Below are 11,863 nucleotides of genomic sequence, written 5' to 3'. Positions count from 1 at the left end.
CAAAAAAGTGCTGTTTACACCACCTTTTTTGCGAAAAGTCAAGTAAATCGTGCCTTATTTATCATCTATCCGGATGCGGGCCACCAATGGGAGATGATCGCTGTAACCTCCCAAATACCTCGGCCCCAGGTAGGTGCGATATGGTTTTTTACCGCCATATTTCTCATCATCTTCGAGCAGGAAAGGCAAATCTCCTATTCTGCAGGCATTTTCCTGATGTTGCATCGATTCGCTCAGCAGTATCTGGTCAAGACTGCGCCATTCTCCATGCCACCGGTAAGTGGCCTTTGCCCCATGGCTACCCCGTGCTCCGGCAGATATATTAATAAGGTGGTGCTGATAGAGATATTCCAGCGCGGGAGAGTCGTGATAATCATTGAAGTCTCCTGCCACAATGATCTTTGCCCTACTTTGAAGCGCATAAATGGAATCCACAGCTTCTGCCAACTGGCTCGCCACCTGCAGGCGGTAAGGACGGGATTCACGCTCTCCTCCTCTTCTACTAGGTGCATGCACCACAAACACATGCAGCGTATCGCCCGTGATGACACGTCCCGAAACATAGAGAATGTCTCTCGTAGGACGGGTATCCGGCAGACGCTTCACCCGGATAGACCAGGAATGTATCAATGAAAAGGAAAACGGCTGATACATCAAGGCTACATCGATGCCTCGCTCATCGGGCGAATGGGTCATCACATACTCATAACCAGCCGTACGGATGACTGAACGCTTGGTCAGGTCAAACAATACACTGTCGTTTTCCACCTCACAGAGAGCCACCAGGTCGGGAAGCTGCACATCTCCGGAAGCCTCCTCATACCCCAGCCCCACAATCACCTGCCCCAGATGGTTCACCTTATGCCAATAGCGGTAGGGAGTCCAGTGATAACTACCTTCAGGCAGGAACTCGACATCATTCTTAAGCGAATCATGCCGTGTATCAAAGAGATTTTCGCAGTTTAATTCCACAAAAGTGAGCAAACTTGATAGGATGAGTGTTAAAAACATAGTCATTTATTTTGTATTGTCAATGTTTTAATGTATCTTTGCAGTCAGTTTTCGAAGGTCCCATAGTTTAACGGATAGAACGGAGGTTTCCTAAACCTTTGATCCGAGTTCGATTCTCGGTGGGACCACGTAAACGATAAAAGGTCGCTCCTATTTAACCAGGAAGCGACCTTTTATCGTTTTATAGTCTTGATGATTCCCTATTTCCATCCGGCATTCACCGGACAGAAACAGAAGAATCTCTTATTGTTTACGTTTTACTTAACCTCTGCAACAGCAGCCTCTTCAGCAGGCTCCTCCTTGATCTTGCGACCAAGAACGATGTAAGCCATAGGAGAAGCGATGAAGATAGAAGATAATGTACCGAATACAACACCCAGAATCATTGCGAATGAGAAGCTGCGGATACTGTCACCACCGAGGATGAAGATACAGAGCAACACAATCAATGTAGATGTAGATGTATTGATGGTACGAGCCAATGTCTCATTGATAGATGCATTGAAGATCTGCTGACGATCTCCCTTTGGATGCAACTTCAAGTTCTCACGGATACGGTCGAATACTACCACCTTATCATTGATAGAGTAACCTACCACGGTCAGGATAGCACCGATGAAGGTCTGGTCGATCTCCAATGAGAATGGAACGAGCCCCCACAGGAGTGAGTAGAAACCGATTACTGTCAAGGCATCGAATGCCAACGCAATAGTAGAACCTACAGAGAAGGCCACGTTGCGGAAACGTACCAGGATGTAGAGGAAGATGGCAATCAGAGCGAAGAGCACACTATAGATAGCACCCATAGTGATATCCTTAGCTACTGAAGGACCTACCTTAGTACTACTGATGATAGAACCACCCTGACGAACGTCTGGGTTCTTGAATGCCTCAACACTCTTCTGAGATACCAGGTTAGCCTTCTTCAAGGCGTTGTAGAGGATAGTCTCAGCCTCATCGTCAACAGTTGGACTGTTGCTCTCAATCATATAGTTGGTAGATACACGGATTGTCTTACCATCTGTACCGATAGCGATAGCACTTGTAGTAGCCTTAGTACCATCTGCATTGACGAAAGCACCGCCAAGAACGGTACGGATTTGCTCAGGCTCTACTGGGTTCTCGAACTGTACTACATAGTTACGACCACCAGTGAAGTCGATACTCTTGCTCAAGCCACGAACAAAGAAGCTACCGATGAATACCACAGCAGCAACGATAGCTACGGTGAAGGTAGTCTTGTACATAGACATGAACTTGTACTTCTTGCCCTGCATCAGGTTGTGAGAAACAGGAGTATCAAACTTGCAGTGCATCCACTTGTCGTGATTCAACTTATAGTCGTAAACCAGACGAGTCAAGAATACAGCTGTGAAGAACGAAACGATGATACCGATGATCCAAGTAGTAGCGAAACCACGGATAGGACCTGTACCGGTAGTCAACAGGATGACACCTGTAATCAATGAAGTCAAGTTAGAGTCGAAGATAGCTGAGAAAGCATTGCCATAACCGGCAGCTACAGCCTGCTTCATACCCTTGCCAGAACGAAGCTCCTCCTTGATACGCTCATAGATAAGCACGTTGGCATCCACGGCAGTACCCAGAGACAAGACCATACCGGCAAGACCCGGCAATGTCAAGGCTGCCTGGAATGACGTCAGAATACCGAGTGTGAAGAATACATTGACAAGCAATGCCAGGTTAGCCATCATACCAGGAATGATGTTGTACATCATCACCATGTAAACCATCAGGAGTACGAAAGCTACAACGAATGAGATGATACCCATCTGGATAGACTGTGCACCGAGAGTAGGACCAACAACCTCCTCCTGAACGATACGTGCAGGAGCTGGCATACGACCAGACTTCAATGTATTAGCCAAGTCCTTGGTCATTTCGATAGTGAAGTTACCGGAAATCTGTGAGTTACCACCATCAATCTCACCGTTTACACGAGGAGCAGAGTAAACTACACCATCCAGAACGATAGCGATAGCCTTGCCCACGTTAGCCTTGGTCATCTGAGCCCACTTGCGGGCACCCTCTGTATTCATCTTCATGCTTACAACAGGAGAACCCATCTGGTCGAACTCATCCTTAGCGTCTGTGATGACATCACCCTCCAATGGAGCACGACCTGTAGTAGTTGTCACCTTCAAAGCGTGAAGCTCATAGATGTTCTTCATCTTGATATTGTCAGCAGGCTGAGCACTCCAGAGCAAACGCAAGTCTGAAGGCAACAGGCGCTTAGCCACTGCAGAATAGATAATCTTGTTGATAGCAGCTGTATCGCGAACGCTGGCGTAACCAACAGTACTCAAACCACCACCAAGCTGCAAACGAGCCAACAGTGGGTGAGCCTTGATAGCAGCAGCATTCTGAGCATCCGCGCCTACCTTGGCAGCAGCATCGTCCTTCTTCTTGATAGAGAACTTAGCTTCTGCCTTCTTAGGCTCGGCCTTAGCTACTTTCTTCTTAGCGGCAGCAGAATCTGCAGCTACAGTATCATTCTTCTCCTCACCATTGTCACCGTTAGCGATATGAGTATCGAGCTGCTGGAGATAAGGAGCGATTTCCTCTGAGTTATATGTCTCCCAGAACTCAAGGTTAGCACTACCCTGAAGCATCTTACGCATACGCTCTGGCTGGCTGATACCAGGCATTTCTACCATGATACGGCCCTGCTGACCTTCCAACTTCTGGATGTTAGGCTGAACAACACCGAACTTATCGATACGGGTGCGGACAACGTTGAAAGAGTTGTCGATAGCCTCCTGTACAGAAGCGCGGATAGCCTTCTCTACCTCTGCATCGCTGCTCTGAGGAGAAACCTTGCCCTGCAACTGCTGGGTAGCAAATACCTCTGCGAGTTTATGACCAGGTGCGCTCTTGTGATAAGCGTTAATGAAAAGTGACACGAAGTCACCACCGTTAGCTTCTTCCTGAGCTCTGGCTTCCTTCATGGCATTGGTAAAACCAGCGTCGGTCTTGTGATCGGCAAGGTTTTCAATTACATCAGGTACAGAAATCTCAAGAATTACGTTCATACCGCCCTTCAGGTCAAGTCCAAGACCAATCTGGGTCTCCAAGCAGTTCTGGTAAGAATAAACACCCAGGTACTTTACAGAATCCTTATAATCCTGCTGAGCAATAGGGTCTTTGATCTTTGCAGCCTCGCTGTCATAGTAACGTGTGGCAAACGAGAATGACAAATAGAAGATACTTGCGAGAGTCAGTAAGACGGCTACACAAATTACAATTCCTTTGTTTTGCATTTCTATTTTATTGTTATTAATTTATTTATTTTCAGCTTTATAATTCATCATTACATATATAATGACGTGCAAAAATACGCATTTTTTTTCTTATATAAGAATAAATTGCCTTATTTTTGCTTTTTTGGGCGCTTTTTTAGCTTACAGATGATAGGATAATGATCTGAAACCGCTATTTTATCATCTACTTTGCACTCATAAGGCTCCCAATCCTCAGAACACATGATATTGTCTATCCGTACGAAAAATCCACCACGATGATAGCTGATTCCCGGTCCGTTTCCACTTTCTACATAGCAATCTACCAGTTTCTTAGCTATCGTGCGATGTACGTAAGAGATCGGTCCGTCATTGAAGTCACCGCAAAGGATTGTACTCATCCCCCGATGCTCCCTGATGTATCTCGCCACCGCTTCGGCTTGGGGCGCACGCTTCTTCGTTGCCTCTGCCAACTTCACCACCAGAAGCTTGGAGGTCTGCTCGGCAGTATCTACCTGCAGTTTGCCTACAACCAGTTTCTTGAACTGCTGACGGTCTTCCTGGCTCAAACCCGTTGTCTCCAGATGATTATTGATAAGCAGAACTGGCTTATCGTTGATTTTCAAACGGTAAGCCACACTCATATTCCCCTGTGATTCATAGGGAATCAGTTCCTTGGAAAGGATAGGATATTTACTCAGCAGCATCAAGGCGTTTCCGCCATGGGGATGAACCGTAACGTCCTGATAAGCATAAATCGGCTTCAGCATACTGTCTATCTGCTCTGCATTCCTGCCGGTAGGCTGCGCTTCCTGCAGGCAGACGATATCGGCATTCTGTTCCAACAGATAAGACAGGCAGATATTCAGTCCATCCTCATCTTCCGTTTGATTTCCGAATCCCCAGGTATTGTACGACAGAACCTTGATGCTTCCCTTCGGAGCATCTCCCTTCATATTGACCGGCATATACTGCCGGACAGGTACGAAGTTGACCAGAAAGCCCAACAAAGGAATGAGAACATACCTGGCACGGAAGACGACCCAGAATATCAGAAAGCCAAGATTGAGGGAAAGAAAGACCGGAAAGAGCAGTCCTGCATTGCAGAATGCGGGAAAACGTTCCGGATTCAGCAGATCAGAATATCCCACCAATAACATAAAGGCAACAGTAGCCACATTGGCTCCTGCCACCATCTTGACCGTAAAATCCCTTAATCCATTCAACATGACGCTATCTGTTACTCTGGTCAAAAAGAGTCTGTTTCTCTTCTCGGGTCAGACTGTCATAACCACTCTTGCGTATCTTATCCAAGATACGGTCAATCTCCTTCTGTGCAGCCTTCTTGCGCTCTTCGGCTTCATCTGTACGCTGGAAATCTGTGGTATAGGTATCATTACGGCTATAATTATCGTTGCGGGTATAGTTCTCATTGCGGGTATAATCGAAACGTTGCTTGGTCTTCTTGTTTCTACCCCCAAACATATTACGTAACTTATCGAAAGAATCGGCAGCAGAAGAGTTATGATAACCACCATCCATCTGCTTACGCCAGTAACGGATCATGAAGAAACCGAATACCATACCTCCCAGATGGGCAATATGTGCCACACCATCGCCACGGGTTGCCAAGGCAGAGAAGAGCTCGATGGCTGCATATCCAATCACGAAATACTTCGCCTTGATAGGTACAGGCAACGGGAAGATGAATATTCGCTCATTAGGATAAATCATTCCGAATGCAAGCAGGATGGCATAGATGGCACCCGATGCACCTACGGTTGTCCACATGTTGAGATAATCGCCCATAGCCATACGGGCGCCCTCACCACTTACTACAAACTCATAGGCAGACATATCCTTGACGATATAGGTAACATACTGAGCTGCTTCCTGAAAGAGGCCGGCACCTACGCCGCAGGCTATGTAATAAAAAAGGAACTTCTTCGGTCCCCAGACTCTTTCTACTACACATCCGAACATCCAAAGGGCGAACATATTGAAGAGAATATGCTCGAAACCACCATGCATGAACATATACGTAAACAACTGATAAATATGAAAATCGGAAGCCATGAAGAAATGAAGTCCCAAGATATCATTGAGAACATACCCATCGGTTCCGTTCTTTCCCATGACCAGGCAGGCCAGAAAGGCCACCACATTCACTATCAGCAGATTCTTTGTAACTATTGGAATATTGCGCATAACAATTTTTGCCTTAACTATTAATGATCTTATTAAAATTTGAAATTTGGTGGCAAAATTACTAAAAATATCCGTGAAATCACCAAAAAATGAGTAGATTACAATAAAATTTCACTATTTTCATCACTTTTCTGCTTTTTTTATTTGAACTTTCAAAGGAAAAGACTATATTTGTAAGCAAAATCGATAATAGAATAAAATTACTAATCATTTAATAACGTATAATTATGAACAAGACAGAATTGATCGACAAGATTGCAGCAGGTGCAGAGATCTCAAAGGCACAGGCTAAGGCTGCTCTCGACGCAACTACTAATGCATTGAAGGAGGCTCTCATCGCAGGTGACAAAATCCAGTTGGTAGGCTTCGGTACCTTCAGCGTAAACGAGCGTCCTGCTCGCGAGGGTATCAACCCAGCAACCAAGGAGAAGATCCAGATTGCAGCTAAGAAGGTGGCTAAGTTTAAGGCTGGTGCTGAGCTCGCTGATGCACTCAATAAATAATTGTTAAGATTATTTTCGACATAAAAGGGCTTTCCTCTCGGAATGCCCTTTTATTGTATGATATTATTTTGGCTGCTTGCCAATGTAAGCCAGTCTTATCTGAACACCCAATGTTTCTTCTATTACTTGGATGACCTGCGGAATGGAATCTGTTTCAAAATCACCCGTCAGACGCTTACTTTCATCAGAAGCTGTATATTTGACACCTGACAGTTCTGTCAATTTCTCCAATACTTCTGATAGCGGTGTATTGTTGAAATGCAAACGATGCGTAGCCCATGCCACATCGTTGATGTCGTAATCAGCCAACAACTCAGGCTGGGCAGCCCCTTTCAGCAAACGGGCTCGCTTGCCCTTGGTCAGGAAGACACCCTCTTCAGAGCTACGAGCCGTAAAAAGCACCTTTCCGCCGGTTACCATCACTTCGGGAGCATCCATTCTTTCATCCACCATAAACTGGGTACCGAGCACCCTTACATGTCCATGCTCTCCCATCACATCGAAAGGATGCTGTTCATCGTGCTTCACCTGATAATAGATGCAGCCCTTCATCTCCACCTTTCTGCAATCATCTTCCTGATAGGAAAAAGAAGAATGAGGCATCAACGATACCTTCGTTCCATCAGGCAGATAATACGCCACTACTTCCGATTCAGCAGAAAGCGTCACCGTCTTTGGCTGCAAAAGCGTATAGGCGCCTATGGTGAAGAGCACCAGAATAGATGCAGCCACAGCTATCCAGCGGATGCGACGCATGCGTAAAGATGCAGTTGCAGCATGCGAAACTTCTTCATCAGCAATGCCAACCCGAGCCTTCACCTTCTGCAAGGCCTTCCAGGTATCCAGCTTGCCCGGCTGAAAATACTTCAGCACAAAATCCTGTTCGTTCTTGTTGATCTTCATCATAGAATTCCTTTCTTCCTTTAAATTTCTCCATTATCTTAGGAATCGGAAGAGCAGAAGAACTTCGAAACAGAACTTATATTGTAGCCAGCCACCACTCCGAAGCCTCCTTTTACATTCGAATAGGTAGGGGTAACCTGCATCAAGCCCACATCTGCCCAACTGTTGCTCTGTGCATCGTTGATACTCTTGAGAAACCGATAATATTCAGGAGTTACCTTGTATAAATCTACTAGATAAGAAAAACTATAAAATGACTGACGATATGAATAAGAGTAGGTATCCAGATGAAGTGTATAGGTCTTGCCATTTATCGTACGGTCATTGAAGATATAGGCATTACCAAAATACTCATAATCATCCATACCGAAATCATCATCCAGCTTCGACTTCTTGTTCAACAAGGGTTCATTGTCTGTCAGCAGCCCCAGATCACGGTCCATTTCTCGATTCAGTAATCTGAGCTTCACCGAATAATAATCTTCCGAAGAAGGATTATCATGGAAAATGGCTTCTACCCTATCAATGGTTATCGTATTATAACCATCCGATGATTTCATTTCCAATTTAACATCGCCCAACTCCACTCCTACCTTCTCTGGGATATAAGTAGATGCTGAAACAGATGAGAAATCCTGGGCAGAAACCTGGAGACTGATTTTATCTCCAGCCTTCTGCTTGCCTACCACATAATACTGGCCTACCAGTTGTGAAAGAACATCGGAGTTTGTGCTTCTGGTAAAAAGTTGAGCCTCTTCCTCGTTTGCGATGCGTTTCACCGTTTGCTCCACCCCATTCACCTTATATATAATATGTGCATCTACCTTTTCGCGGGATAAGATGTCAACATTCCCCTTCACTGATGCAACAGGCAGACTCTTAGCTACACTGACGAGCGTAGTATCACCTTCGGTAGGAAAGCAATACACCACCAGCCGGGAATGATCCTGCAGCTTTTGAATATCAAAATCATCTTTGCAGGAAACCAATGCCAGGCAAAAAAGCATGAGGCTAAATGCCCTATATATCATTGTCTTCATTTTTATTTCTTTTTATCTTTACATAAAATCTACATCTATTATTCGCCATGCTATTCATTAGAACTTGATGGTATAGCTGAACGAAGGAATGATTGGGTCAAATCCCCTGTTCTTTGCCGTAAACTGCTTTGTTTCCTCATCGTAATCCACCTTGACATACATCGAGTTCAGGTGACAATATGCATTGTAGATGCTCAAGTTCCAGATGCGCTCATGTCCATGCTTGGTAACATGATGGAAATCAAAGTCCAAGTCCAGACGATGATAAGCCGGCAAGGTCAGGTTGTTGGGGATGGCATAGACAAAAGATACCGAATCCCACCAACCGCCAGGATATTGATTGCCGCCATCCGGCAAGCCAGGCAGTGCCGCCATCTGAGTTGGCACGGTGGCATGATTGCCGGAATGATAACTCCACACCGCATAGCAGCTCACCTTCCTGTTGAAATCATATCTCAAGGAAAGATTCAACTTATGGCGATTGTCATACTTGTCGTAATACCAGTCCTGATAGAACTCATCATACTTCCGCTTGTTCCAGGAAAGCGTATAGGAACCGCTCAAGGTCAGGTGATTGGTACAATATGTGGCATCTGCCTCCAAACCATAGAACAATCCCTTGCCATCCATCACCTGACTATCCCAATTCTCTGCCGGAGGTTCGATTCCCAGCCAACTGCTGTATTGCAGAAGATGCTTTGAGAGCTTGTAATAGCCTTCGAGCGATAAGATCCAGTGGCGATTCGGCTGCGCATAGATGCCAGCCGCTATCTGATAAGAACGCATCGGTTTCAAATCCTTGGTGGTTGGCACCCAATAATCTGTAGGCAAATCCAGATAACTGTTGGATATCTTATGCACATACTGAGTCATCTGCGTGAAAGAAGCCTTCAGCGATACCGCATGACTCCACTGGTATTTCAGGGCGAAGCGAGGGTCGATATTGAAGAAATTCTTATCGCTGATATGAAACTATCCCAGATGGAAACCAGCATCCAGGCTCCATTTATCACTGAAATAGATTTCATCCTCCGCATACGCCGACCATTCATGAGACACATGTCTATTGGTACTATTCACACGGATGGTATCCATCTCAGCACCACTTCCACTTCCCATATAGTCAAGCTGCATCACTGTCTGTGGACGGAAGAGATGCATCGTGTAGTCATGACCGAAACGGATATGATGACGTGGATTCGGACGATAATCGAATGCCGTGCGATATCCGGCATCATAGATAGTAGAAGTATAGCCATGCTCCAAATGACTCCACACCCATTCTTTCTTGGTTTGTGGATAGATTTCCCTGTCATCATCCAGGGAATAGAGTTTGGAACGGTTATGGGAATATACAGCCGTGAAGTTAGCAAAGAGCTTCGGCGAGAACAGATAATTCCAGTTCAAAGCTGCATTGAAGTTTCCCCAATTGAGCTGCGCCTTCGTTAATTCCTTATTATATGAATCGCCTTCATGATACCAATCTCCCTTGCTTTCGTCCAAATCATCCTTCACGTCCCAACTGTCTTTTCCATGATAGAGGCTCAAGTCTATCTTCGAACGGTCGCTGAACCGATGGGTTACCTTGGCATTCAGGTCCATGAAGTAATAACCTATCGAAAGTTTCTCGTCTGGCTCAGAGAAAGCCTTGGTCAAGGGACGGGACAGCAGATCCTGCCAGGAACGGCGCATACCTATATTATAAGAGGTCTTGCCTTTCTGGATAGGTCCCTCAAACTGTACACTGGCATCGAGCAGTCCGATGCGATAGGCACCATGAAACTGATTCATGTTTCCATCGGCAGTACGCACATCCACCACCGACGACAATCTTCCACCATATCGTGCAGGAAAGCCGCTCTTGTAGAAATCCACATTCTTCACCACATCGGCATTGAAACTGGAGAAAAGCCCCAGCGCATGATTCGTATCATAAAGCGGAGTACCATCTATCAGATAAAGGTTCTCATCGCCATTGCCGCCATGCACATAGAGTCCGCTTGCCAACTCCTGTCCTTCTGCCACTCCACTCACACGCTGCAGGATCTTCACCACATCAGGTGAAGACATCAGGGCAAACTCGGTCTTGATATCCTTGTTCGAAAAGGAGCGCTTGCCGGTTTGCGTAGTAAGAAGCGGAGAGTTCAAATCGCCAGCTACACCACCTCAGGCAATTTACCATCAACACGGAGTGCCATATTATGATGCATATCTTTCGAGAGATTCAGCTTCTCCACCTTGTCGGCATAGCCCACATACGAAAAGCGAAGCTGATGCTCGCCTTCGGGCAGGGTAAGCGAAAAGAAACCATATTCATTGGTGGTTGTACCGATGCCATCCGTCAGATCATAGATGGTGGCATTAATCAGCGATTCGCCACTCTCGTCACGGACGTATCCGCTGAGAGTATGGCGACGCTGAACCTGCTGAACTTTGTGATTGATATTCGTGTAAGATGTTGATATTTGTTGTACGGGTTTTCGCTTCAATATCACATAGTTCGCATTGATATTATATAGAATATGAGTTTTCTCGAAAAGTGCCTTCAGTGCCTTTTTCACCGAAAGATGCTGGATATCTGGTCCATGATACTTGATGTTCAATTCCCCATCAAGCAATGAATCATAGACGAAGTTGATTTTCCTGATGCGGTGCAGCCAATCCATCTGCTGACGGATGGTGGTAGAAGTCTGAGCCTCCACCATCATCTTCGGCGTGCCTGCCAACGTTGGAGCTGGCAAGGTTAGAATCGAGAGCGCAAAAATAATCTCTTTACCTTTCATAACTGTACTTTTATTCATTCTTTTATTGCTATAACGCAAGAATTACAGAATACCCCCATGGATGAAAGGTAAAATATACCTCAAATCCGCAACCTATAGGGTTTAGTGGGATTTTGCTTGCAAAGCGACAAAATTCATTTTATTGTACATATTTC

Annotated in this window: 10 protein-coding genes and 1 tRNA gene; 2 read left to right on the top strand and 9 right to left on the bottom strand. The window is 45.5% G+C overall.

Annotated features, from left to right (window positions below):
- Positions 1 to 54: 54 nt before the first annotated feature.
- The gene (locus AAAT87_RS08210) at positions 55 to 1,011 is read right to left on the bottom strand and encodes an endonuclease/exonuclease/phosphatase family protein (RefSeq protein WP_427866238.1); all 957 of its coding nucleotides are present in this window, start codon (positions 1,009 to 1,011) and stop codon (positions 55 to 57) included.
- Positions 1,012 to 1,067: 56 nt separating this feature from the next.
- Here AAAT87_RS08210 and AAAT87_RS08205 point away from each other — a divergent pair.
- Positions 1,068 to 1,139: transfer RNA gene (locus AAAT87_RS08205), tRNA-Arg, on the top strand.
- A gap of 129 nt (positions 1,140 to 1,268) precedes the next feature.
- Here the strand turns inward: AAAT87_RS08205 and secDF are convergent.
- From secDF to AAAT87_RS08190, 3 genes are all read right to left on the bottom strand, one after another.
- The gene (gene secDF, locus AAAT87_RS08200) at positions 1,269 to 4,292 is read right to left on the bottom strand and encodes a protein translocase subunit SecDF (protein ID WP_349226169.1); all 3,024 of its coding nucleotides are present in this window, start codon (positions 4,290 to 4,292) and stop codon (positions 1,269 to 1,271) included.
- A 110-nt stretch (positions 4,293 to 4,402) separates the two neighbouring features.
- A complete protein-coding gene (locus tag AAAT87_RS08195; RefSeq protein ID WP_349226168.1) occupies positions 4,403 to 5,500 on the bottom strand; it encodes an endonuclease/exonuclease/phosphatase family protein in 1,098 nt (365 codons plus the stop codon).
- Between the two features lie 4 nt (positions 5,501 to 5,504).
- Positions 5,505 to 6,479 (bottom strand): rhomboid family intramembrane serine protease, encoded by a 975-nt coding sequence (locus AAAT87_RS08190; protein WP_089545317.1) that lies wholly within the window; start codon positions 6,477 to 6,479, stop codon positions 5,505 to 5,507.
- Positions 6,480 to 6,706: 227 nt separating this feature from the next.
- On the opposite strand from AAAT87_RS08190, the gene AAAT87_RS08185 reads away from it, so the two are divergent.
- A complete protein-coding gene (locus AAAT87_RS08185) occupies positions 6,707 to 6,982 on the top strand; it encodes an HU family DNA-binding protein (protein WP_254950854.1) in 276 nt (91 codons plus the stop codon).
- Positions 6,983 to 7,045: 63 nt separating this feature from the next.
- Here AAAT87_RS08185 and AAAT87_RS08180 read toward each other — a convergent pair whose 3' ends face one another.
- From AAAT87_RS08180 to AAAT87_RS08160, 5 genes are all read right to left on the bottom strand, one after another.
- On the bottom strand, positions 7,046 to 7,888 hold the full coding sequence (locus AAAT87_RS08180; RefSeq protein WP_349226167.1) for a FecR family protein: 843 nt from the start codon (positions 7,886 to 7,888) through the stop codon (positions 7,046 to 7,048).
- Between the two features lie 35 nt (positions 7,889 to 7,923).
- Positions 7,924 to 8,925, bottom strand: a complete 1,002-nt coding sequence (locus AAAT87_RS08175) for a DUF4249 domain-containing protein (RefSeq protein ID WP_298531886.1) — start codon at positions 8,923 to 8,925, stop codon at positions 7,924 to 7,926.
- Positions 8,926 to 8,982: 57 nt separating this feature from the next.
- A complete protein-coding gene (locus AAAT87_RS08170) occupies positions 8,983 to 9,798 on the bottom strand; it encodes a TonB-dependent receptor (RefSeq protein ID WP_349226166.1) in 816 nt (271 codons plus the stop codon).
- A 99-nt stretch (positions 9,799 to 9,897) separates the two neighbouring features.
- Positions 9,898 to 11,073 (bottom strand): TonB-dependent receptor plug domain-containing protein, encoded by a 1,176-nt coding sequence (locus AAAT87_RS08165; RefSeq protein ID WP_349226165.1) that lies wholly within the window; start codon positions 11,071 to 11,073, stop codon positions 9,898 to 9,900.
- Between the two features lie 8 nt (positions 11,074 to 11,081).
- A complete protein-coding gene (locus tag AAAT87_RS08160; RefSeq protein ID WP_349226164.1) occupies positions 11,082 to 11,726 on the bottom strand; it encodes a carboxypeptidase-like regulatory domain-containing protein in 645 nt (214 codons plus the stop codon).
- Positions 11,727 to 11,863 lie beyond the last annotated feature (137 nt).

Source organism: Segatella sinensis, assembly GCF_040095255.1.
Classification (GTDB): domain Bacteria; phylum Bacteroidota; class Bacteroidia; order Bacteroidales; family Bacteroidaceae; genus Prevotella; species Prevotella sinensis.
The sequence above is the reverse complement of the archived record's forward strand: the minus strand, read 5'-3'. Positions and strand labels throughout refer to the sequence as shown.

Bases quoted from the DNA above. Each gene is read 5' to 3' on its own strand.
- AAAT87_RS08210 (WP_427866238.1), bottom strand. From the start codon at position 1,011: ATGTTTTTAACACTCATCCTATCAAGTTTGCTCACTTTTGTGGAATTA.
- AAAT87_RS08195 (WP_349226168.1), bottom strand. From the start codon at position 5,500: ATGTTGAATGGATTAAGGGATTTTACGGTCAAGATGGTGGCAGGAGCC.
- AAAT87_RS08160 (WP_349226164.1), bottom strand. From the start codon at position 11,726: ATGAATAAAAGTACAGTTATGAAAGGTAAAGAGATTATTTTTGCGCTC.
- AAAT87_RS08175 (WP_298531886.1), bottom strand. From the start codon at position 8,925: ATGAAGACAATGATATATAGGGCATTTAGCCTCATGCTTTTTTGCCTG.
- AAAT87_RS08180 (WP_349226167.1), bottom strand. From the start codon at position 7,888: ATGATGAAGATCAACAAGAACGAACAGGATTTTGTGCTGAAGTATTTT.
- AAAT87_RS08170 (WP_349226166.1), bottom strand. From the start codon at position 9,798: ATGACTCAGTATGTGCATAAGATATCCAACAGTTATCTGGATTTGCCT.
- AAAT87_RS08190 (WP_089545317.1), bottom strand. From the start codon at position 6,479: ATGCGCAATATTCCAATAGTTACAAAGAATCTGCTGATAGTGAATGTG.
- AAAT87_RS08185 (WP_254950854.1), top strand. From the start codon at position 6,707: ATGAACAAGACAGAATTGATCGACAAGATTGCAGCAGGTGCAGAGATC.
- secDF (WP_349226169.1), bottom strand. From the start codon at position 4,292: ATGCAAAACAAAGGAATTGTAATTTGTGTAGCCGTCTTACTGACTCTC.